The organism is Streptomyces platensis, assembly GCF_008704855.1.
GTDB lineage: Bacteria > Actinomycetota > Actinomycetes > Streptomycetales > Streptomycetaceae > Streptomyces > Streptomyces platensis.
The window spans coordinates 6,175,928-6,197,536 of the sequence record NZ_CP023691.1; the positions used below are offsets into that span (position 1 = coordinate 6,175,928).

17 protein-coding genes are annotated in these 21,609 nt (G+C 71.5%); 12 read left to right on the plus strand and 5 right to left on the minus strand.

Annotated features, from left to right (window positions below):
• Positions 1–19 precede the first annotated feature (19 nt).
• Complete coding sequence (locus tag CP981_RS27465) at positions 20–1,369, minus strand: PucR family transcriptional regulator (protein WP_085925158.1); 1,350 nt, start codon at positions 1,367–1,369, stop codon at positions 20–22.
• A gap of 261 nt (positions 1,370–1,630) precedes the next feature.
• On the opposite strand from CP981_RS27465, the gene CP981_RS27470 reads away from it, so the two are divergent.
• From CP981_RS27470 to CP981_RS39250, 3 genes are all read left to right on the plus strand, one after another.
• The gene (locus tag CP981_RS27470; RefSeq protein ID WP_085925159.1) at positions 1,631–2,557 is read left to right on the plus strand and encodes a proline dehydrogenase family protein; all 927 of its coding nucleotides are present in this window, start codon (positions 1,631–1,633) and stop codon (positions 2,555–2,557) included.
• Between the two features lie 196 nt (positions 2,558–2,753).
• The gene (pruA, locus tag CP981_RS27475) at positions 2,754–4,385 is read left to right on the plus strand and encodes an L-glutamate gamma-semialdehyde dehydrogenase (RefSeq protein ID WP_085925160.1); all 1,632 of its coding nucleotides are present in this window, start codon (positions 2,754–2,756) and stop codon (positions 4,383–4,385) included.
• Positions 4,386–4,763: 378 nt separating this feature from the next.
• Positions 4,764–4,895 (plus strand): hypothetical protein, encoded by a 132-nt coding sequence (locus CP981_RS39250; protein ID WP_085925161.1) that lies wholly within the window; start codon positions 4,764–4,766, stop codon positions 4,893–4,895.
• Between the two features lie 170 nt (positions 4,896–5,065).
• Here the strand turns inward: CP981_RS39250 and CP981_RS27480 are convergent, their stop codons facing one another.
• A complete protein-coding gene (locus tag CP981_RS27480) occupies positions 5,066–6,664 on the minus strand; it encodes a purple acid phosphatase family protein (RefSeq protein ID WP_208852988.1) in 1,599 nt (532 codons plus the stop codon).
• Positions 6,665–6,792: 128 nt separating this feature from the next.
• Here CP981_RS27480 and CP981_RS27485 point away from each other — a divergent pair, with 128 nt between their 5' ends.
• Positions 6,793–7,833 carry a 3-isopropylmalate dehydrogenase gene (locus CP981_RS27485; RefSeq protein WP_085925162.1) on the plus strand — a complete coding sequence of 347 codons (1,041 nt, stop codon included), beginning with the start codon at positions 6,793–6,795 and terminating at the stop codon, positions 7,831–7,833.
• Positions 7,834–8,172: 339 nt separating this feature from the next.
• Positions 8,173–9,261: a branched-chain amino acid aminotransferase gene (locus CP981_RS27490; protein ID WP_085925163.1), complete on the plus strand. Its 1,089-nt coding sequence runs from the start codon at positions 8,173–8,175 to the stop codon at positions 9,259–9,261.
• 84 nt (positions 9,262–9,345) lie between these two features.
• Here CP981_RS27490 and CP981_RS27495 read toward each other — a convergent pair whose 3' ends face one another.
• On the minus strand, positions 9,346–10,812 hold the full coding sequence (locus tag CP981_RS27495) for a cytosine permease (RefSeq protein ID WP_085925164.1): 1,467 nt from the start codon (positions 10,810–10,812) through the stop codon (positions 9,346–9,348).
• 257 nt (positions 10,813–11,069) lie between these two features.
• Here CP981_RS27495 and ureA point away from each other — a divergent pair, with 257 nt between their 5' ends.
• The 4 genes from ureA to CP981_RS27515 all read left to right on the plus strand — a co-directional run bounded on the left by ureA (position 11,070) and on the right by CP981_RS27515 (position 15,312).
• The gene (gene ureA, locus CP981_RS27500; RefSeq protein ID WP_085925165.1) at positions 11,070–11,774 is read left to right on the plus strand and encodes an urease subunit gamma; all 705 of its coding nucleotides are present in this window, start codon (positions 11,070–11,072) and stop codon (positions 11,772–11,774) included.
• The gene (locus CP981_RS27505) at positions 11,771–13,465 is read left to right on the plus strand and encodes an urease subunit alpha (protein ID WP_085925166.1); all 1,695 of its coding nucleotides are present in this window, start codon (positions 11,771–11,773) and stop codon (positions 13,463–13,465) included. Before ureA ends, CP981_RS27505 begins: the two co-directional genes overlap by 4 nt.
• Before the next feature lie 153 nt (positions 13,466–13,618).
• Positions 13,619–14,659 (plus strand): agmatine deiminase family protein, encoded by a 1,041-nt coding sequence (locus CP981_RS27510; RefSeq protein ID WP_085925167.1) that lies wholly within the window; start codon positions 13,619–13,621, stop codon positions 14,657–14,659.
• A gap of 35 nt (positions 14,660–14,694) precedes the next feature.
• Complete coding sequence (locus CP981_RS27515) at positions 14,695–15,312, plus strand: TetR/AcrR family transcriptional regulator (RefSeq protein ID WP_085925168.1); 618 nt, start codon at positions 14,695–14,697, stop codon at positions 15,310–15,312.
• Between the two features lie 51 nt (positions 15,313–15,363).
• On the opposite strand, the gene CP981_RS27520 is transcribed toward CP981_RS27515, so the two are convergent.
• Positions 15,364–15,681, minus strand: coding sequence for a hypothetical protein (locus CP981_RS27520; protein WP_229894139.1), 318 nt, complete (start codon positions 15,679–15,681; stop codon positions 15,364–15,366).
• A 224-nt stretch (positions 15,682–15,905) separates the two neighbouring features.
• Here CP981_RS27520 and CP981_RS27525 point away from each other — a divergent pair, with 224 nt between their 5' ends.
• From CP981_RS27525 to cimA, 3 genes are all read left to right on the plus strand, one after another.
• On the plus strand, positions 15,906–17,237 hold the full coding sequence (locus CP981_RS27525) for an MFS transporter (protein ID WP_085925169.1): 1,332 nt from the start codon (positions 15,906–15,908) through the stop codon (positions 17,235–17,237).
• A gap of 91 nt (positions 17,238–17,328) precedes the next feature.
• On the plus strand, positions 17,329–18,723 hold the full coding sequence (locus CP981_RS27530; protein WP_085925170.1) for a S28 family serine protease: 1,395 nt from the start codon (positions 17,329–17,331) through the stop codon (positions 18,721–18,723).
• 282 nt (positions 18,724–19,005) lie between these two features.
• The gene (gene cimA / locus CP981_RS27535; protein WP_244329807.1) at positions 19,006–20,709 is read left to right on the plus strand and encodes a citramalate synthase; all 1,704 of its coding nucleotides are present in this window, start codon (positions 19,006–19,008) and stop codon (positions 20,707–20,709) included.
• Between the two features lie 89 nt (positions 20,710–20,798).
• On the opposite strand, the gene CP981_RS27540 is transcribed toward cimA, so the two are convergent.
• The gene (locus CP981_RS27540; protein ID WP_085925171.1) at positions 20,799–21,431 is read right to left on the minus strand and encodes a YceI family protein; all 633 of its coding nucleotides are present in this window, start codon (positions 21,429–21,431) and stop codon (positions 20,799–20,801) included.
• Between the last annotated feature and the right edge of the window lie 178 nt (positions 21,432–21,609).

Consider the following 21,609-nt stretch of genomic DNA (forward strand, 5'->3'; position numbering starts at 1 on the left):
TCCCGGCCCGGCGCGCCCTTCACAGTCGCGCCGCCTTGAGCGCCATGTGCAGCAGCAGCCGGTGCTCGCCGTCGTCCAGATCGAGGCCGGTCAGCTTCTCCACCCGGCCCAGGCGGTAGTAGAGCGTCTGCCGGTGGATACCCAGGGCCTGGGCGGTGCGGCTCGCCTGGCCGGCGCAGTCGAGGAACACCTCGGCGGTGCGCGCGAGTTCGGCGTGCGCGGGGGCGAGCAGCGGGCCGATGGCCGGGTCGGGCGCGGTGGCCGGCAGGGCGGTCAGCATGCGGTACGGGCCGATGGCGTCCCACTGGGTGATCGGGCCCAGCCGGGGCTCGGCGTGCGCCGCGCGGGCCGCGTCCAGCGCTTCCCGCCAGGTGGCCGGAAGGTCGGTCAACTCCCGTGTACCGGCACCGATTCCGGCGGCGCCCGGCCGGGGCGGCGCGGGGTGCCCGGAGCTGCCGCGTGGCGCCTTCCCCTCGGCCGGTGCGGCGCCCGCCCGGGGGGAGCGCAGCAGATGCTCGGCCACCGTATGGGCCGGGCCGGGCGCCCCGGACGCACGCAGCCGTACGAGAGCGGCCAGGGCGGGCACCGGCGCCGCGGGCTGCGGCCGGGCGGCGGACCCGGTGCGTCCGCCGCGACCCGCGCCCGCGGCGGGCTCCGCCTCGTCCGCCCCCACGGCCGGGCCGTCCGCCGGGCCGCCGCCCGCCGGCAGCGCACAGGCCGCGAGCAGACCCGGCAGGCTCGGCAGCGGCGCCGCGCCGGTGTCCGAGGTGTCCCAGGGCAGCACCGCGACCAGGGTGAGCGGGGCGCCCGGGGTGAAGCGCAGGCTGTCCCGCAGCGCATCGCGCAGCGCGGCCGCCGCGGCCGGCTGCCCGTCGGGCGCCGCGAGCAGCAACTCCCGCAGCAGATCGCCGAGTTCGGCCCCGGCGCGGGCCTCGTCGGCCAGCAGTGCGCCGATCCGGGCGGCGGTCTCCATGGCCTGCGCGATCCGCGGGTCGGGCGGTGCGCCCCGGGTGCCCAGTTCAAGATCGGTCAGATGGCCGTCGTCCAGCAGCCAGACGTAGCCGTGCACGATGCCCCGGTGGCGTACGGGCAGACAGATACGGCCCCGGAAGACCCCCGCGGCCGGGTCCGGCGGGATGCGCAGCGCGGTCTTGGCGCGGGCGATCCCGAACGCCTCGAACCAGGCCCGGACCGCCGCAGAGGAGCGGCGCTGAAGGATCGAGCGGGTACGGACCGGGTCCATCACCTCGTCGTCGTCGCCCTCGTGCGCGCCGAACGCAATCAGTCCGAAATCCCGGTCCTCCAGCGTCGCCGGTGCGCCGAGCGCCGCCGAGATCTCGTCCACGAGCTGCTGGTAGTCGCCCCGCATCGGCCGCCCGGCTCCTCTCCTGTCGTCTCACCACCGGCACCACCGGTGACTGGGACACCTCTCACACCACGGTCACCACTGGCACGGTCACCTCACCCTTATTCTCATACATCTGTCTGAGATCCCGGCCACGAAGGCGTGACAGCTGTCGATGGCCGGGAAGTGGCGCGATCCTTAAGTTTCAGGTGGCTCAATATTGCCGACGCGTTCGCCCGCCCGGTGTCCGCCCGGTACTTGTCACCCTGAATCCTGGAGGTGCCCATGCTGGGTCCCGTGCTTCTGGCCGCAGCGCGCAGTGACAGCATCCGCCGGATCGTGGCGGCCGCTCCGGTCACCCGGCCCGTGGTGGAGCGTTTCGTCGCCGGCGAGCGCCTGACCGAGTCCATGGCGGCCGTGCGGACCCTGGCCGCGCGAGGCCTGGAGGTCACCCTCGACCACCTGGGCGAGGACATCACCGACCCGGCCGAGGCGCTGCGCAATCGCGACGCCTACCTTCAGCTGGCCGCGGCCCTCAAGGAGCACGGGCTCGGCGTCAAGGCCGAGATGTCGGTCAAGCTGTCCGCTTTCGGGCAGGCGCTGGCCGGCGGCCACGAGCTGGCGCTGAAGAACGTCACCCCGGTGGTCGAGGCCGCTGCCGAGGCCGGGACGACCGTGACCCTCGACATGGAGGACCACACCACGGTCGACTCCACCCTCGCGATCCTCGCCGACCTGCGGGAGCGTTTTCCCCAGACGGGCGCGGTGCTCCAGTCCTACCTCTTCCGTACGGAGGACGACTGCCACGCGCTCGCCGGGGAAGGCTCCCGGGTGCGGCTGGTCAAGGGTGCGTACAAGGAGCCCGCGACCGTCGCCTTCCAGGACAAGCGGGAGGTCGACAAGGCCTATGTGCGGTGCCTGAAGATCCTGATGGCGGGGGAGGGCTACCCCATGATCGGGTCGCACGACCCGCGGATGGTGGCCATCGCCCAGGAGCTGGCCCACCGCAACGGCCGTAAGCCGGCCGACTACGAATTCCAGATGCTGTACGGCATCCGCGAGGCCGAGCAGCAGCGGCTGGTCGCCGAAGGACACCGTATGCGGGTGTACATCCCCTATGGCACCGACTGGTACGGCTACTTCATGCGCCGGCTGGCCGAGCGCCCCGCGAACCTCGGGTTCTTCCTGAGGTCGCTCGCCACCCGCGGCTGACGCCCACGGCAGGCGGCGGCCCACGGCCGCCGGCGACCCGCGGCTGACCGGCCCGCGAAAGGCCGGTACGGGTGGATGCTGGAAGCCGGGGGATGTTCCCGGACGGCGCCGCCCGCAGCCGCCCACCCGAAGCGGCCGCGGCCGCACCACCGACGTACGAAAACCGACGAGCGAAATCGAAGGAGACACGGCCGCTATGGACGCTGTGACCCAGGTCCCCGTGCCGGTTAACGAGCCGGTCCACACCTACGCCCCCGGCAGCCCGGAGCGTTCCCGCCTGGAGGCCAAGCTCAAGGAGCTGGCCGACAACCCGATCGAGCTGCCGATGACCATCGGCGGCGAGCACCGGATGGGCGGCGGCGAGCGCTTCGACGTCGTGCAGCCGCACAACCACGCCTCCCGGCTCGGTACGTACGCCAACGCCACCGTCAAGGACGCCCAGGACGCGGTCGACGCCGCGCTGGCCGCCGCCCCGGCCTGGCGTGCGCTGTCCTTCGACGACCGCGCCGCGATCATCCTCAAGGCCGCCGACCTGCTCTCCGGCCCCTGGCGCGAGACGATGGCCGCCGCCACCATGCTCGGCCAGTCCAAGACCGCCCAGCAGGCCGAGATCGACACCCCGTGTGAGCTCATCGACTTCTGGCGCTTCAATGTGCACTTCGCGCGCCAGATCCTCGCCGAGCAGCCCCCGGCGAACTCCCCGGGCGTCTGGAACCGCTCGGACCACCGCCCCCTCGAAGGCTTCGTCTACGCGATCACGCCGTTCAACTTCACCGCGATCGCCGGCAACCTCCCGACCGCGCCCGCCCTCATGGGCAACGTCGTGGTCTGGAAGCCCTCCCCGACGCAGACCTACGCCGCCGTGCTGCTGATGCAGCTGCTGGAGGAGGCCGGGCTGCCCAAGGGCGTCATCAACCTCGTCACCGGCGACGGCAAGGACGTCTCCGAGGTGGCGCTGACCCACCCGGACCTCGCGGGCATCCACTTCACCGGTTCGACCAAGACCTTCCAGTACCTGTGGAAGACGGTCGGCAACAACATCGAGAACTACAAGACCTACCCGCGCCTCGTCGGCGAGACCGGCGGCAAGGACTTCATCGTCGCCCACCCCTCGGCCGACCGCGCCGTGCTGAAGACCGCCATGACCCGTGGCGCCTTCGAGTTCCAGGGCCAGAAGTGCTCCGCGGCCTCCCGCGCCTACGTCCCGGCCTCGCTGTGGAACAACGGCCTCAAGGAGGAGTTCGCGGCCGAGGTCGACGCCCTGTCCATGGGCGACGTCTCGGACCTGTCGAACTTCATGTCCGCCGTCATCGACGAGCGCTCCTTCGCCAAGAACAAGGCGGCGATCGACCGCGCCAAGGCCGACCCGACCATCGAGGTCGTGGCCGGCGGCACGTACGACGACAGCGAGGGCTACTTCGTCCGCCCGACGGTCCTGGTCTCCACCGACCCGGAGAACGAGATCTTCAAGGACGAGTACTTCGGCCCGATCCTCGGCGTCTACGTCTACGACGACGCCGACTACGACGCGATGCTCACCCAGATGGAGTCCGCCTCGGCGTACGGCCTGACCGGTTGTGTCATCGCCCAGGACCGTGCCGAAGCGGCCCGCACCTGCGAGCTGCTGCGCTTCGCGGCCGGCAACTTCTACATCAACGACAAGCCGACCGGCGCCGTCGTCGGCCAGCAGCCCTTCGGCGGCGGCCGCGCCTCCGGCACCAACGACAAGGCCGGCGCCAAGCAGAACCTGATGCGCTGGACCTCCACCCGCTCCATCAAGGAGACCCTGGTCCCGCCGACGGACTACCGCTACCCGCACATGGGCTGACGCCCGCGTGCACCATGACGGCCCGGCTCCCCTCTCCCCGGGGGAGCCGGGCCGTCGGCGTGCTCCGCGGTTTTTCGCAGCGGTCCGTGAGGGCTTCGCCGAACGCCCCCGACCTGCACATATCCGGGGAGCACTCGTTCGAGCGCACGCTCGCCGTCTCAGATAGTAGGAAGCCCAAGTAATTGTGCAGACATCACGGCCGAGCTGTCCTAGCGTTGTAGGAAGCCGAACGTAACGCTCCATCGAGCGCGTGCGGATGCGGCCCGGTGCGTGAGCGCAGGTGATCCCTGTGAGTGCCGTGGCCCCCGCCCCTTCCGGCCGCATCTGGATCGACGCATCCCATTTGTTCTCGGGGCTTTGGCATTGGAGACGTGAATCATGGCCGAGACTGCCGTCCGCAGGACCCGTCACTCCGTCCGTACGACCAACGAAGCCGACCGCCGGAACGCGGCCGCCGCCCTCCAGCGCGCCCTCGACCGCCGGGACAACGGCGGCTCGACCGGGCACTGACATGCTGCGCGTACGAAGCGGGGCCGTCCTGCCGAGGCAGGCGTCGATGCCCTGCCGCTGCTGCTGGCGGATCCGGCTGTCCGTGGCCCGGTGGCTGTTTCTGTCCTGAGCTGTCCTGAGTGCGCGGGGCACCCGGCTCGTGCCGGGTGCCCCGCGCGCCGGAGCCTGCCTCAGTGTGAGCGGGCCACCTCGAAGTGGTCGATGCGCTCGCCGGACTCGGCGAGGGCGGTGACCTTCATCCGGGGGTGGCTGCCCGGGGTGACCTCGACGGCGATGAAGGAGTAGCCGGTGTAGCGGACCCGGGACCACTCGACGGTTTCCTTGGTCTTCTGCCGGCCCTTGGACCAGTGGTAGGTGTCCACGTGGTCGAGGTCCTTGACGTGCCCCTCGTAGCTGTCCGGCACCGGGAAGTCGTAGAGGGCCCGGCCGGCGCCGCCCGCGGTGACGTACACGATGCCCTCGCGGGTGGTGTCCACGCTCGCGCCGATCGGCATCTTCTTGGCGACCCGCCCGCTCTTGAGGGCGTCGGTCCGCTCGTAGACGTGGTTGTGGCCGTTGACGACCAGGTCCACCTGGTGCTTCTCGAACAGCGGCAGCCAGGCGTCGCGCACCGCGCCGTCGGAGGCGTGCGAGTTGGTGGTCGAGAAGGCGCAGTGGTGGAAGAAGACCACGATGAAGTCGATGCCGTCCGCGGCGCGCAGCTCGGCCAGCCGGCGGTCCAGCCAGCGGGTCTGCCGGCCGTCGGTGTAGCCCTGGTTGGCGGGGATCTCGTAGGAGATGTCGTTGGCGTCCAGGGCGACGACGGCGGTGTTGCCGTAGGTGAACGAGTAGACGCCGGGGGCGTTCTCGGCGTCCGGGCCGTTGCCGGGCAGCGACCAGCGGGCGTTCTGGCCGCCGTAGCCGTTGGGGGAGTACCAGGCCTCCATGTCGTGGTTGCCGGTGGTCACCATCCACGGCACGGACTTGGCCACCGACTCGGTCTGCGCGAGGAACTGGTCCCAGACCCGGGCGTCGTAGGCGTCGTGCTCGGAGCCGTCGCCGTCGGTGTCCGCGTAGCAGATGTCGCCCGCGTGCAGGTGGAAGGACGGGTTCTGACCCAGGATCAACTGGTCGTTGGCGAGGGCGTGGTAGCTCACGCCCTGGTCGCCGAAGGCGGTGAAGACGAACGCCTCGGGACGGGCCGGTGCGGTACGGAAGGTGCCGACGGTGGAGAAGTGGCGCGGGTCGGCCGGGTCGAAGCCCTCGTGGCCGACGCCGTAGTAGTACGTGGTGCCCGGGCGCAGCCCGTCCAGCGCGGCGTGCAGGTAGTACTGCTGCACGGCCGGCAGCTTCGCGGACAGCGACGGGGTGTGCAGCGGCCGGACCTCGGCCTCGATCTTGCGCCCCAGGTCCCACGGCTTCAGACCCACCCGCAGATACGGCCGCTTGACCGCGAGCGGCACCTGCCAGCTCACCCGCATCTGGTGCCTGGGGTCGGCGCCGAAGGCCAGATGGCGGCCGAACGGGGCCACCAGCGAACCGTCCACGGCGGCCGTCGCGGGCGAGGACAGCAGGGTGGGCGAGACGCCCTGGGCCGAACCGGCCAGCAGCCCGGAGCCCGCGACCACTCCCGCGGTGGCGGCCGAGGTGCGCAGCAGACCTCTGCGGCTCAGCTTGGTACGGAGGTAGTCATGCTGCTCCGGCATGCTCATCCGGGCCGCCAGCTGCTCCGGGATGCCGACGCGCGGGGTGTGCGAGGGCCGGGCGGCCCCCCGGGAATTTCCAGTCATGCCCCGAATTTCCCAGCGCGACCCGACCGTTGTGGGGACAGCGGGTGAACGCCGGCTGACCGCCTCCCCATGTGTCCGTATGGCGGACGTTACGTGTCAATCCATGGGACGGAGAGTAGGGTCCAGACATGTCTCGCAGCATTCGCCTCGCAGTGATCCCCGGTGACGGTATCGGCCAGGAAGTCGTGGCCCAGGGCCTCAAGGTCCTGACCGCGGTCCTCCCGCAGGACGTCAAGCTGGAAACCAAGGAGTACGACCTCGGTGCCCAGCGCTGGCATGCGACCGGTGAGACCCTCCCCGACGCGGAGCTGGAGTCGCTCAAGCAGCACGACGCGATCCTGCTCGGCGCGATCGGCGACCCGTCCGTACCCTCCGGCGTGCTGGAGCGCGGTCTGCTGCTGAAGCTCCGCTTCGCCTTCGACCACTTCGTCAACCTGCGCCCGTCGAAGCTCTTCCCGAACACCTCCACGCCGCTCGCCGGCCGCCCCGACATCGACTTCGTGGTGGTGCGTGAGGGGACCGAGGGCCCGTACACCGGCAACGGCGGCTCGCTGCGCACCGGCACGCCCGCCGAGGTCGCCACCGAGGTCAGCCTCAACACCGCCTACGGCGTGGAGCGGGTGGTCCGCGACGCGTACGAGCGGGCCAACTCCCGCCCCCGCAAGAAGCTCACGCTGGTGCACAAGAACAATGTGCTGGTGTACGCGGGGCACATGTGGAAGAACATCTTCGACAAGGTCGGCCAGGAGTACCCCGAGGTCACCACCGACTACCTGCATGTCGACGCCGCGACGATCTTCTTCGTCACCCAGCCCGAGCGGTTCGACGTGATCGTCACCGACAACCTCTTCGGCGACATCCTCACCGACCTCGCCGCGGCCGTCACCGGCGGTATCGGCCTGGCCGCCTCCGGGAACATCAACCCGACCGGCGACTTCCCCTCGATGTTCGAGCCGGTGCACGGCTCCGCGCCGGACATCGCGGGCACCGGCAAGGCCGACCCGACGGCGACGATCCTCTCCGTCGCCCTGCTGCTGCGCCACCTCGGCTACGAGCAGCAGGCCGCCCGCATCGAGGAGGCCGTGGCCGCCGACCTGGAGGCCCGGGACGGCTCGGCGCGGAGCACGGACGAGATCGGTGACGCGCTGGCCGCACGAGTAGCGGGCTGAGGCCCGCCGCGCAGACACGCACCACCCACAGCGCCGGGCCGCCTCCATGGGGCCCGGCGCTGTGCGCGTGGGCCCCGCCCGGCCGCCGCCCCGGTTCCGGCCGTACGGAACCACGGGCGATAATCGGACGTGGCATCCTTGCCCGCGAGGAAACTCGGACGTCCCAGTAACGACCGGTACGTTCAAGTCCCCTCGTAGGCGCGGCAGCCACCGCACCGGTGCCGCAAGGTGGGGGACCGAACCCCTTACCCCCGGCCGGAGGGCTGGGCCGGTGATGCTCCCCAGCACACGCTGGGAGGTACCCCCCGGTATCGCACACGCAGTGAAGGACATGCACCCATGACGACGCCCACGATCGAGCTCAAGCCCTCCTCGCATCCGCTGTCCGACGCGGAGCGGGAGCAGATCCTGGCCGCCCCCGGCTTCGGCCGCCACTTCACCGATCACATGGTGACGATCAAGTGGACCGAGGGCCGCGGCTGGCACGACGGGCAGCTCGTGCCGTACGGGCCGCTCTCCCTCGACCCGGCGACCAATGTCCTGCACTACGCCCAGGAGATCTTCGAGGGCCTCAAGGCGTACCGCCGGCCCGACGGCTCCGTCGCCACTTTCCGTCCGGACGCCAACGCCCGGCGCTTCCAGGCCTCCGCGCGCCGGCTGGCCATGCCCGAGCTGCCCGTCGAGACCTTTATCGAGGCCTGTGACCTGCTCGTTCAGCAGGACAAGGGCTGGGTGCCCGCGCACGGCGGCGAGGAGTCGCTCTACCTGCGCCCGTTCATGATCGCGACCGAGGTCGGCCTGGGCGTGAAGCCTGCCAACGAATACCTCTTCGTCGTCATCGCCTCGCCGGCCGGCGCGTACTTCGCCGGCGGCGTCAAGCCGGTCTCCATCTGGCTGTCCGAGAACCGGGTGCGGGCCGTCCCCGGCGGTATGGGCGACGCCAAGACCGGCGGCAACTACGCCGCGTCGCTGCTCGCCCAGGCCGAGGCCGCCGCGCAGGGCTGTGACCAGGTCGCCTACCTCGACGCCGTGGAGCACAAGTGGGTCGAGGAGCTCGGCGGGATGAACCTGTACTTCGTCTACGGCGACAAGATCGTCACGCCCACCCTGACCGGTTCGCTGCTCGCCGGGATCACCCGTGACTCGCTGCTGTCCGTCGCCCGCGACCTGGGCTACGCGTCCGAGGAGGCCCGGGTCTCCATCGACCAGTGGAAGGCCGACACCGCGGACGGCACCCTCACCGAGGTCTTCGCCTGCGGCACGGCCGCCGTGATCACCCCGGTCGGCACGGTCAAGAGCGCGGGCGGCGAGTGGACCCAGTCCGACGGCGAGCCCGGCAAGGTCACGCTGAAGCTGCGCGAGGCGCTCCTCGACATCCAGCGCGGTATCGCCGAGGACAAGCACGGCTGGATGCACGAGCTGGGCTGAGCCCGCCACCGCGCATCGCCCGGACCTGATCGAGGCCGCCCCCGCACGTGCGTCGGGGGCGGCCTCGGTCGGGTCCGGGCCGGCTCAGCCGGCCTCCGCGGGGGCTTCCGCCGCCGGGGCCGGGGCCGGGGGAGTGGGCGTGGGCGGCAGGGCGCGCAGCGCCGCGACCGGGCGCGGATCCCGGACCGTGAGGACCAGATACGCGATCCCGCCCACGGCCGCCGCGAGCAGGAAGCTGAGGTCGATGCCGCCGCTCAGGGGGAGCAGCGGCCCCTGGTAGAGCGGGGTGTCCACGCCCATCAGGCCGACCGCGGAGCCCAGCGCCCAGGCCAGCGTCGCCCGGACGTGCCAGCCCGCCCGGTACCAGTAGACGCCGCCGCGCGTGCCCCGGTTGTAGACCTGGAGCGACTCCGGGTCGTAGGCGCCGCGGCAGCGGACGAAGCCGATCACGGTGATCACCGCCCAGGGCGTCCCGACGGCGGTCATCAGCAGCACGAACGAGGTCATCGCGTCCTGCGCCGCCCACAGGAAGTGGCCGGCGTAGACGAGCGTGGTCGCGAGCGCGGCGACGACGTAGGTGGCCTGGGTGCGGGTCGCGCGCGGCAGGATCGCGTCCAGGTCGAGGCCCATGCTGTAGAGCATCAGACCGGAATTGCCGACGGAGCCGGCCGAGGCGTTGAGCAGCAGCAGCGCCAGGTACCAGAACGGTGCGCCGGCCACCAGCGGCCCCGCGTAGTCCGCGCCCGCACCGACCGCGAGCGCGGTGAACGTACCGAAGAGCTGCGGCACCAGCAGGCCGGCCACCAGGCCCAGACAGGTGGCGCCGAAGACCTTTCGGCCGCTGTGCCGGCGCGGGGAGATGTAGCGGCTGTAGTCACCGAGCAGCGTGATGAAGGCGATGGGGCCGCTCAGGCCCGCGGAGACGGCGGCCAGCAGCCAGGTCTGCCAGAAGCCGCCGAGCAGGTAGGAGCTGCCGGGTGGTGCGGCGGTGGTGAAGGTGTCCGCGTAGGCGACGATGCCGACGGCCAGCAGGACGGTCAGTCCGATGGCCAGCACCTTGCTCAGCCGGAGCAGCACCCGGTAGCCGTAGACCGCGCCGACAGCGGTGGCGCCCGCCAGCAGGGCGTAGACCAGGGCATAGGTCGCGCCGCTGGACGGCAGCCCGGTCAGCCGGTGCAGCGTGCCCACCACCGCGTCGCCGCCGACCCACAGGGTCAGCGCGGTGTAGCCCAGCGACAGCAGCAGGCCGATGACCGAGCCGATCAGCCGGCCGCGCACACCGAAGTGGGCGCCGCTGCTGGTGGACAGGTTGGTGGCGCTGCGCAGCGAGACCAGGGCGAGCGGGGCGGTGAGCAGGGTGCCGACGAGGGTGCCGGCCACCAGGGAGGTCACCGAGGGCCAGAAGCCGAGCCCGAAGGAGACCGGGAGCCAGCCGAAGATCACCACACCGAGGGCGAGGTTCGACCCGAGCAGGATCGAGATCAGATCGCGAGGGCCGCTGGTGCGTTCCTCGTCCGGGATGGTGTCGACTCCGCGTTGTTCGATCGGCATGAGGGCTCCCCTGAGAGGCCGGACAACAGTGTGCGAGCAGCGCTCGGGGCAGTGCTCCCTGCTGTGCTCCGTGCAGTGGACGGTGCGCACGAGGCGGCGCTGCCGCGCTGCGAGATCATTTAGAGCGGCGTTCCATCGCGCCGCATTCTTAGAGCAGCGCTCAATGTGACCCATGCCTGTGCTCTCGGTCAATGCTTTCCCATTGACGATTTTCGTGGTTAGAGTGTTGCTCTAATCGAGCGGGAGGTGTGGACGGGATGCGGTTGACCCCGACGGAACGCGACCGGCTGCTGCTGTTCGGCGCGGCCGAACTGGCGCGGACGCGCCGGGCCCGTGGGCTGAAGCTGAATGTGCCCGAGGCGACCGCGTTGATCGCGGACACAGTCTGCGAGGCGGCGCGGGACGGGCGCCGCCTCGCTCAAGCCATCGAGGCGGCACGCGGCGTGCTCGGCCCGGACGATGTGCTGCCGGGCGTGGTCGACGTGGTCACCGAGGTGCATGTGGAGGCCGTCTTCGACGACGGCTCCCGGCTCGCGGTGGTCAGCGACCCGATCGGGGCCCGGCCGCCGGCCGGCGGGAGCGACGAGGCTCCGGCGCCCGGCGCGGTGCTCCCCGGCCCGGCCGGCGCGGAGCCCGCGCCCGCGGTGGTGCTGACGGTGCGCAACACCGCGACCGTGCCCATCAGCGTCACCTCGCACTTCCACTTCTTCGAGGCCAACCCCCGGCTGGACTTCGACCGGGCCGCCGCGTACGGCATGCGGCTGTGCGTCCCGGCCGGCTCGTCGGTGCGGTTCGACCCCGGCGGCGCCGAGGAGGTCGGTCTGGTCCCGATCGGCGGTGACCGGATCGCGATCGGCTTCGCCGGGCTCGTCGACGGCCCGCTGGACGCGCCGGGCGCCAAGACGGAAGCGCTGCGGCGGGCCGCCGCCTGCGGCTACCTGGGAGCGGAGGTACAGGAATGACGGGCAGCATCGATCCCCACGAGTACGCCTCGGTGCACGGCCCGCGGGCCGGCGACCGGGTCGTCCTCGGCGACTCGGGCCTGGTCGTCCGGGTCGAGTCCGACGCCCAGAAGCCCGGCGACGAGTTCCTGGCCGGCTTCGGCAAGACCGCCCGCGACGGGCTGCACCTCAAGGCCGCCGCGGTCCGCGAGACCTGCGATGTGGTGATCAGCAACGTCCTGGTCATCGACGCGGTCCAGGGCATCCGCAAGGTGTCCATCGGCATCCGCGAGGGCCGGATCCACGCGATAGGGCGGGCCGGCAACCCCGACACCCTTGACGGGGTCGATGTCGTCGTCGGCACGGGCACCTCGATCGTCTCCGGCGAGGGCATGATCGCCACCGCGGGTGCCGTCGACACCCATGTCCATCTGCTCTCGCCGCGCGTCATGGAAGCCTCGCTGGCCTCCGGCGTGACCACGATCATCGGCCAGGAATTCGGGCCGGTCTGGGGCGTCGGCGTCAACTCGCCCTGGGCGCTGGGGCACGCCTTCAGCGCCTTCGACGCCTGGCCGGTCAACATCGGCTTCCTCGGGCGTGGTTCCTCCTCGGGCGACGCCCCGCTGGTCGAGGCGCTCGCCGAGGGCGGCGCCTGCGGCTTCAAGGTGCACGAGGACATGGGCGCCCATGCCCGCGCCCTGGACACCGCGCTGCGGGTCGCCGAGGAGCACGATGTCCAGGTCGCGCTGCACAGCGACGGCCTCAACGAGTGCCTCAGCGTCGAGGACACCCTGCGCGTCCTGGACGGCCGGACCATCCACGCCTTCCACATCGAGGGCTGCGGCGGCGGTCATGTCCCCAACGTCCTCAAGATGGCCGGTGTCCCCAACGTCATCGGCTCCTCCACCAACCCCACCCTCCCCTTCGGGCGGGACGCGGTCGCCGAGCACTACGGCATGATCGTCTCGGTCCACGACCTGAAGACCGATCTGCCCGGTGACGCCGCCATGGCCCGCGACCGCATCCGGGCCGGGACGATGGGCGCCGAGGACGTGCTGCACGACCTCGGGGCGATCGGCATCACCTCCTCCGACGCGCAGGGCATGGGCCGCGCGGGCGAGACCGTCCGCCGCACCTTCGCGATGGCCGGGAAGATGAAGGCCGAGCTGGGCCCCATGGAGGGCGACGGCGCGCACGACGACAACGCCCGGGTGCTGCGCTACATCGCCAAGCTCACCATCAACCCGGCCATCGCGCACGGTCTCGCGCACGAGATCGGGTCGATCGAGGTCGGCAAGATGGCCGATGTCGTGCTGTGGAAGCCGCAGTACTTCGGTGCCAAGCCGCAGCTGGTGCTGAAGTCCGGATTCCCCGCCTACGGCGTCACCGGCGACCCGAACGCCGCCACCGACACCTGCGAACCCCTGGTGCTCGGCCCGCAGTTCGGGGCGTACGGCGCGACGCCCGCCGAGATCTCCGTCGCCTTCGTCGCGCGGGCCGCGGCCGAACAGGGCGGGGACGGTATGCCCACCCGACGGCGCCGGGTCGCCGTCCGCGGTACCCGCGGCATCGGCCCCGGCAGCCTCGTCCACAACTCCCGGGTCGGGCAGGTGCAGGTCGACGGGAGCAGCGGACTGGTCACCCTGGACGGCGCTCCGATGCGCTCGGAACCGGCCGACTCCGTCTCGCTGTCCCGGCTCTATTTCCTGTGAGGGCGGCGCCTCGGGGCGACTCCTTGCGGCCACGCCCCGGCACCACCACCCCCTGCGACCACGCCCCGCGGCCACTCCTGGTGAGTGCGCCCCGATGGCCGACCAGCGCGAACCCCTTGCCTGTAACACCGATACAGACCCTGAGGACCCCGCATGAACACCCCTGTCGCCGACGGCTTCCGTATGCCCCCGGAGTGGGCCCGGCACGAGCGCACCTGGATGGCCTGGCCAGGACCCAGCTTCACCTTCGGTGAGGAGGGCGGCGAGACGCTGGCGGAGGCCCGTCGCGCCTGGGCGGCCGTCGCCCGTGCGGTCCGCCGCTTCGAGCCGGTCACCGTCGTCGCCGGAACCGGCCAGTCCGAGGGCGCCCGCGCGCTGCTCGGTGCGGACATCGAGATCGTCGAGCGCCCGCTCAACGACGCCTGGATGCGCGATATCGGCCCCACCTTCCTCACCGACGGCGCGGGCCGACTCGCCGCAGCCGACTGGGTGTTCAACGGCTGGGGCGCGCAGGAATGGGCCCGCTGGGACCTCGACGAGAAGATCGCCGAGCAGGTCTGCGGGCTGGCCGGCGCCCGCCGCTACGCCACCCCTCTGGTCAACGAGGGCGGCGGCATCCACATCGACGGCGAGGGCACCGTGCTGCTCACCGAGACCGTCCAGCTCGACCCGGGCCGCAACCCCGGCCGTACGCAGGAGGAGGTCGAGGCCGAGATCCACGCCCACCTCGGCACCACCAAGGCGATCTGGCTGCCGCGCGGTCTGGCCGCCGACTACGGGCAGTTCGGCACCCGCGGCCATGTCGACATCGTCGCCGCCTTCGCCCGCCCCGGCACCGTGCTCGTGCACACCCAGCCCGACCCCGACCACCCCGACCACGCCATCTGCCAGGAGATCGGCAAGATGCTGCGCGCTTCCACCGACGCCCGGGGCCGGCAGCTGGAGGTCATCGAGGTGCCCGCCCCGACGGTCATCGAGGAGGACGGTGAGCTGGTCGACTACTCCTACATCAACCACTACCTCTGCAACGACGGCGTGGTGCTGTGCGGCTTCGACGACCCGCGCGACGAGGAGGCGGCCTCGATCTTCCGCCGGCTCTTCCCCGACCGGACGGTGACCCTCGTGGACGCCCGTACGATCTTCGCAGCGGGTGGCGGTATCCACTGCATCACCCAGCAGCAGCCCAAGGTCTGATCCGCAGACCTGCCCCAGCCGACCCGGAGGTCCCTGTGCCCGGTCCCGCGCGCCGTCCCAGGCGCCGGCTCAACCAGCCCCGCGAGCAGGTCCTGGCCGCGGCGATGGCGACCATCGCCGCCGAGGGCCTGGACCGGCTGACCATGGCCGGACTGGGCCGCGAGGTCGGCATGAGCAGCGGCCACATCCTCTACTACTTCGGTACGAAGGACGAGCTGCTGCTCCAGACCCTCCAGTGGAGCGAGGAGCAGCTCGGTGCCGAGCGCCGGGCCGCCCTCTCCCGCCGCGTCCCGGCCCGGGAACGGCTGGACGCCCTGGTCGACCTCTACCTCCCCGAAGGCCACCGCGACCCGCGCTGGACGCTGTGGCTGGAGGTGTGGAACCGCTCCCAGAACGCCGACGACGAGACCCGGGAACGCCAGCTGGAACTGGAACTGGCCTGGCACCGCGACCTGGTGGCCCTGCTCGTCGAGGGCATCTCGAAGGGCGAGTTCCGCCCCGTCGACCCCGAACGCTTCGCCACCCGCACCCGCGCCCTCCTCGACGGCTTCGGCTCCCAGCTCGTCGTCGGCCTCCCGGGCACCGAGCGGGCAGAAGTGGGGGACCACGTACGGGAGTTCCTGGACGAATCGCTGTCCGTCCCCCAGGGCTGACCGCGGCGGGCCGGGCGCCGCCGGCGCGGCCCCGGCACGTCCTCCCGGCGCCTACGCCCCCGGAAGGAAGCGCCGGCGGTACATCTCGACGGCCTGCTCCGGCGGGTAGTTGGGCAGCGCGCTGACCGCCCCGTCCGCCTTGGAGATCACGATGTGCGAGCCGCCCGGATCACGGGGATAGGCGGTGGGGTCCGTCCTGGGCGGGAAGACCGGGTAGACCAGATAGCCGATGTCGAATGCGTGGACGTGCAGCGCCGGTTCGTCCCCGTCCGGCCAGACGCGGGGGAAGTGCCCCCGCCCGATCTCCAGCGCCTCCGCGGCGCTGGTGGGGATCGGCCGGTGCCCTGCTTGCGGTTGCGGTTCGGACATCTCGCTCCTTTCTCTTCTCTCGCCCGGCCCGGGCCGCACACGGTGACCGGGGCGGTGGCGCCTCGCGGCTTCGAGGGCGACCCTATGCCGTAGAGGGCGTGCTGCTGCGGCTGTGCCAGGGGACGCCACCCGCCTCCCGCGTGACCACAACGCACGTAAGTACCTGCGATCGTTGCCGCCCGCTCCCTTGCCGCCGGCCCCCGGTTCCGCGACCGTAACCGGCTATGGGACGAGAGCAATGGAAGAAGATCTGGGTCGGTTCGGCCGGCAACATGGTCGAGTGGTTCGACTGGTTCGTGTACGCCAGTTTCGCGGTCTACTTCGCGGATTCGTTCTTCCCCAAGGGGAATGACACCGCGAACCTCATGAACACCATGGGCATCTTCGCGGTGGGCTTCTTCATGCGCCCGGTGGGTGGCTGGGTGCTCGGCCGGGTCGGCGACCGCCGGGGCCGTAAGGCGGCGCTCACGCTGACCGTCACCCTGATGTCCGCCTCGGCGATCCTGATCGCCGTCGCGCCCACCTACGGGGTCGCGGGCTACGGCGGAGTGGCCGTGCTGCTCCTCGCGCGGATGCTCCAGGGGCTCTCGGTCGGCGGGGAGTACGCGGCCAGCGCGACCTACCTCACCGAGGCCTCCGCGCCCGGCCGCCGCGGCTTCGCCTCCAGCTTCCAGTACGTGTCCATGACCGCGGGCCAGCTGCTCGGCCTCGGCCTCCAGATCGTGCTCCAGCGCACCCTGTCCGAGGACGCCCTGCACAGCTGGGCCTGGCGGATCCCGTTCATCATCGGTGCGCTGGGCGCCGCCGTCGTCTTCTACCTGCGCCGCAACATGCTGGAGACCGAGGTCTACGCCGAGGACGACAGCGCCCACGCCGACCCGGCACGCGGCACCATCAAGGCGCTGCTGGCCCACAAGCGCGAGGCGTTCCTGGTCATCGCGCTCACCATGGGCGGCACGGTCGCGTACTACACCTACACGACCTACCTCACCAAGTACCTCTCGGGCAGTGCCGGTCTGTCCAAGCCGACCGCCTCCCTGGTCAGCTTCTGTGCGCTGTTCCTCTTCATGTGTCTTCAGCCGCTGGCGGGCCGGCTCTCCGACCGGATCGGCCGCCGTCCGCTGCTGATCACCTTCGCGGTCGGCTCGACGTTCCTGACCGTGCCGATCATGACGCTGCTCAAGCACGCCGGCAGCTTCTGGCCCGCCCTCGGGCTCTCGCTGCTCGCCCTGGTCGTCATCACCGGCTACACCTCGATCAACGCCTGTGTGAAGGCCGAGCTGTTCCCGACCGGCATCCGCGCGCTGGGCGTGGCCCTGCCGTACGCCATCGCCAACGCGCTGTTCGGCGGCACCGCGGAGTATGTCGCCCTGTGGTTCAAGAAGGGCGGCATCGAGTCCGGCTACTACTGGTACGTCGCCGGCTGCGCCGCGGTCTCGCTGATCGTCTACATCACCATGCGCGAGACCCGGTCCATCGACCTGCACCGGGTCGGCAAGGAGGACGCGGGCGCGGGGGCCGGCCGGACGCGGGTGGGCGAGCCCGTCGCCGACTGAGGCCCGTCCTGGCCGGAACCGGCCTTCGCCGCCCGCGGCAGGGCCGGTTCCGGGATAGGCGCGTGCGGCGCCGGCTGGTTGGCTGGACGGCATGAAGATCACGAGACAGTTATGCCTGCCGCTGCTGCTCACCGGCCTGCTGGCCTCGGCCGTCGCGGCCCCGGCCACGGCGACGGCCCGGACCGGCGGGGCACACCCGGCCACGGCCCCGCCGGCCACGGTGCGCCCGGCCGCCGACGACATCCGGGCCAGGCTCGCGGCCGTCCCCGGTATGCGGGTGGTCAAGGAGAACCCGGCCCCCGCCGGCTACCGCTCGTTCGCGCTGACCTACCGCCAGCCCGTCGACCACCGGCACCCCGGCCGGGGCACCTTCGCGCAGCGGCTGAACCTGCTGCACCGGTCCACCGCCCGGCCGATGGTGCTCCACACCAACGGCTACGACCTCAACTACCAGACATCCGACTACCGCGCCGAGCCGACCGAGATCCTCGACGGCAACCAGATCAGCACCGAGCAGCGGTACTTCGGCACCTCCCGCCCCCGTCCCGTCGACTGGACCAAGCTCGACATCCGGCAGGCGGCGGCCGACCACCACCGGCTGGTCCAGGCGCTCAAACCGCTCTACCCCGCCCGGTGGATCTCCACCGGCGCCAGCAAGGGCGGGATGGCCACCGTCTACCACCGGCGCTTCTACCCGCACGACGTGGCCGGCTCCGTGGCGTACGCGGCCCCGAACAACACCGACGACCGGGACGACGCCGCCGTGGACCGCTTCCTGGCGCGCCGGGGCACCCCCGCCTGCCGGGCCGCACTCACCGCCGTGCAGCGCGAGATCCTGGGATCCCGGCGGGCGGAGATGGCCGGCCGCCTCTCCCGCTGGGCCGCGCGCGAGGGCCAGACCTTCCGCACCATCGGAAGCGTCGACCGCGTGCTGGAGCTCACCGTTCTTCAGCTGCCCATGCTCTTCTGGATGCGCGACGGCGAGGCGGGCTGCGACGGTATCCCCCGGCCCGCTGCCGAGGGCGATGCGCTGTACACCTGGTTCGCCGACATGGTCCAGCTGCCCGGCTACGCCGACCGCAACCTGTTGCCCGTGACCGCGTCCTTCTACCAGCTGGGCACCCAGCTCGGCTTCGTGGAACTCGCCGCCCCGCAGCTGGCCGGAAAGCTGCGCTACCCGGGCATCCAGACGATGCGGACCTATGTGCCCCGCACGATTCCGCTGCGCTTCCAGCCCGGCGCCATGCCCGATATCGACCGCTGGGTCCGGCACCACGGCAGCGAACTGAGCTTCGTGTACGGCGCGAACGACCCCGCGGGGGCCGAGCCGTTCCGTACCGGCAAAGGCAGCCGGGACGCGCACGTCTACCTGGCGCCGCACACCAGTCATGTCGTGAAGATCGCCGACCTGGCGCCCCGGGACCGTGCCCGGGCCACCGCCGCGCTCCGCCGCTGGGCGGGGGTGGACGGCCCGCCCGCATCGTGAGACGTCCCGTGGTGCCACCCGGGGTTGTGGCACACTGCGGACCGTGCTCTCGTTCGCCATGATTATTGGCAGCAGGCGCGCCGGTCCGCAGTGACCGCCCCGTACGAACCGAGTGCGGCGCGGCCACCGTCGTCCCAGACCCGCGCGCAGACCTCTCGCACCCGCGAGAGGTTTTTTCGTTTCCGGCCCACATCTCACCGGAGGCGGAGCGCGAGGGAACATGGAGGGGCGGTGGAACCGGTTATTCCGGTAGACCGAGATCCCGACAGGAGCCAGACCAGCATGACGGACGCAAACTCCCACCCGTCTCCCGCCACCACCCCGGCCGGAGCCGCTGCGCGGCGCCCCTCCCTGAATGCGTCGCCCGCCCCCCGGCCCGCCGACGCGGTGTCCGACGACTTCCATGTCTTCGACACCACGCTCCGCGACGGCGCACAGCGCGAGGGCATCAGTCTCACGGTCGCCGACAAGCTGACCATCGCCCGGCACCTCGAAGAATTCGGGGTCGGCTTCATCGAGGGGGGCTGGCCCGGCGCCAATCCGCGGGACACCGAGTTCTTCCAGCGGGCCCGCGAGGAGATCGACTTCCGGCACGCCCAGCTGGTCGCGTTCGGCGCCACCCGCAAGGCCGGGGTCCGCGTCGAGGACGATCCGCAGGTCGCCGCGCTGCTGGAGTCCGGGGCCCCGGTCATCACGCTGGTCGCCAAGTCCCATGTCGGGCATGTGGAGCTGGCGTTGCGCACCACCCCCGAGGAGAACCTCGCGATGGTGCGGGACACCGTCCGCTACCTGCGCGACCAGGGCCGCCGGGTCTTCCTCGACTGTGAGCACTTCTTCGACGGCTATGCCCTGGACGCCGTCTACGCCAAGCAGGTCGTCCGCACCGCGAGCGAGGCCGGCGCCGATGTCGTGGTGCTCTGCGACACCAACGGCGGGATGCTCCCGGCGCAGATCACCGCCGTCGTCCGGACCGTCCTCGCGGACACCGGGGCACGGCTGGGCATCCACGCCCAGGACGACACCGGCTGCGCCGTCGCCAACACCCTGGCCGCGGTGGACGCGGGCGCCACCCACGTCCAGTGCACCGCCAACGGCTACGGCGAGCGGGTCGGCAACTCCAACCTCTTCCCGGTCGTCGCCGCCCTGGAGCTCAAGTACGGGCGGCAGGTGCTGCCCGAGGGCAAACTCGCCGAGACCACCCGGATCTCGCACGCCATCGCCGAGGTCGTCAACCTCACCCCCTCCACCCACCAGCCCTACGTCGGAGTCTCCGCCTTCGCCCACAAGGCCGGACTGCACGCCTCCGCCATCAAGGTCGACCCGGATCTCTACCAGCACATCGATCCGGCGCTGGTCGGCAACAGCATGCGGATGCTGGTCTCCGACATGGCCGGCCGGGCGTCCATCGAGCTCAAGGGCAAGGAGCTGGGCATCGATCTGAGCGGCGACCGTGCGCTGGTCGGCCGGGTCGTCGAGCGGGTCAAGGAGCGGGAGCTGGCGGGGTACACGTACGAGGCCGCCGATGCGTCCTTCGAGCTGCTGCTGCGCGCGGAGCTCCAGCGGGCGGAAGGGGGCCGGCCGCGCAGTTACTTCACGGTGGAGTCCTGGCGGGCGATCGTCGAGGACCGCCCGGACGGGACGCACGCCAACGAGGCGACCGTGAAGCTGTGGGCCAAGGGGGAGCGGATCGTCGCCACCGCCGAGGGCAACGGCCCGGTCAACGCGCTCGACCGGGCGCTGCGGGTGGGGCTGGAGCGGATCTATCCGCAGCTGGCCCACATGGAGCTGGTGGACTACAAGGTCCGCATCCTGGAGGGCGCCCTGGGCACCGGCTCGATCACCCGGGTCCTGGTCTCCACCAGCGACGGCCGGGGCGAGTGGTCCACGGTCGGTGTCGCGGAGAACGTGATCGCCGCGTCCTGGCAGGCGCTGGACGACGCCTATGCGTACGGGCTGCTGCGGGCCGGGGTCGAGCCGCAGGAGTGACCGCCGCGGCGACGCCGCGACCGCGGCCCCGCACGGCCCTCGGGGGAGAGGCCGGCGCGGGGCCGCGGTCGTAGGGGGGAGCGGCCGGCTCAGGCCTCCGGGGCCGCCTTGACGGCCGAGATGTCGAAGGTGAGCTTGACCTTGTCGCTGACCATGACGCCGCCGGTCTCCAGCGCGGCGTTCCAGGTCAGGCCCCAGTCGGAGCGCAGGATCTCGGCGCTGCCCTCGAAGCCGACCCGCTCGGCGCCGTAGACATCGGTGGCCGAGCCGTGGAACTCCAGGTCGATGGTGAGCGGCTTGGTGACGTCCCGCAGGGTCAGATCGCCGGTGATGCGGTAGCGGTCGCCGCCCACGCGCTCGGCGGCGGTGCTGCGGAAGGTCATCAGCGGGAAGGTCTCGGCGTCGAAGAAGTCGGCGCTGCGCAGATGGCCGTCGCGGTCCGCGATCCCGGTGTCGATGCTGGCGATCGTGACGTCGAGGGAGGCGGTGGAGCGGGCCGGCTCGGACCCGTCGAGGTGCAGCGAGCCCTCGTACACCCCGAAGGCGCCGCGGACGTTGGTGACCATGGCGTGCCGGACGGTGAAGCCGATGCTGCTGTGGGCCGGGTCGATGGTGTAGTCGCCGGTCAGCGCCGCGAACCCGGGGTCCGCGTCGAGGACGGCAGCGGTGGCGGGGGCGGTGACGGCGGTGTCGGCGGTGCGCTTGCGGTTGAACAGAGCCATGGCTCCTCCTCAAAGACGGTGCACTCGGCGTGCGCGAAGTTTTGTTTAAGCTTCAACGAGATGCACCGTAACCCCATCTGGTTCAACATTCAACCTCTTGGTTCGAAAGGGCTCCGCCGGCCGGGTGGCGGTCGGCGTTCCGGCGCGGTCATTGCCGCTCGCCGACGGCCCGTGCTAG

Bases quoted from the DNA above. Each gene is read 5' to 3' on its own strand.
- CP981_RS27485 (WP_085925162.1), top strand. From the start codon at position 6,793: ATGTCTCGCAGCATTCGCCTCGCAGTGATCCCCGGTGACGGTATCGGC.
- CP981_RS27480 (WP_208852988.1), bottom strand. From the start codon at position 6,664: ATGACTGGAAATTCCCGGGGGGCCGCCCGGCCCTCGCACACCCCGCGC.
- CP981_RS27505 (WP_085925166.1), top strand. From the start codon at position 11,771: ATGACGGGCAGCATCGATCCCCACGAGTACGCCTCGGTGCACGGCCCG.
- CP981_RS27520 (WP_229894139.1), bottom strand. From the start codon at position 15,681: ATGTCCGAACCGCAACCGCAAGCAGGGCACCGGCCGATCCCCACCAGC.
- pruA (WP_085925160.1), top strand. From the start codon at position 2,754: ATGGACGCTGTGACCCAGGTCCCCGTGCCGGTTAACGAGCCGGTCCAC.
- cimA (WP_244329807.1), top strand. From the start codon at position 19,006: ATGACGGACGCAAACTCCCACCCGTCTCCCGCCACCACCCCGGCCGGA.
- ureA (WP_085925165.1), top strand. From the start codon at position 11,070: ATGCGGTTGACCCCGACGGAACGCGACCGGCTGCTGCTGTTCGGCGCG.
- CP981_RS39250 (WP_085925161.1), top strand. From the start codon at position 4,764: ATGGCCGAGACTGCCGTCCGCAGGACCCGTCACTCCGTCCGTACGACC.
- CP981_RS27465 (WP_085925158.1), bottom strand. From the start codon at position 1,369: ATGCGGGGCGACTACCAGCAGCTCGTGGACGAGATCTCGGCGGCGCTC.
- CP981_RS27525 (WP_085925169.1), top strand. From the start codon at position 15,906: ATGGGACGAGAGCAATGGAAGAAGATCTGGGTCGGTTCGGCCGGCAAC.
- CP981_RS27470 (WP_085925159.1), top strand. From the start codon at position 1,631: ATGCTGGGTCCCGTGCTTCTGGCCGCAGCGCGCAGTGACAGCATCCGC.
- CP981_RS27510 (WP_085925167.1), top strand. From the start codon at position 13,619: ATGAACACCCCTGTCGCCGACGGCTTCCGTATGCCCCCGGAGTGGGCC.
- CP981_RS27530 (WP_085925170.1), top strand. From the start codon at position 17,329: ATGAAGATCACGAGACAGTTATGCCTGCCGCTGCTGCTCACCGGCCTG.
- CP981_RS27495 (WP_085925164.1), bottom strand. From the start codon at position 10,812: ATGCCGATCGAACAACGCGGAGTCGACACCATCCCGGACGAGGAACGC.
- CP981_RS27490 (WP_085925163.1), top strand. From the start codon at position 8,173: ATGACGACGCCCACGATCGAGCTCAAGCCCTCCTCGCATCCGCTGTCC.
- CP981_RS27540 (WP_085925171.1), bottom strand. From the start codon at position 21,431: ATGGCTCTGTTCAACCGCAAGCGCACCGCCGACACCGCCGTCACCGCC.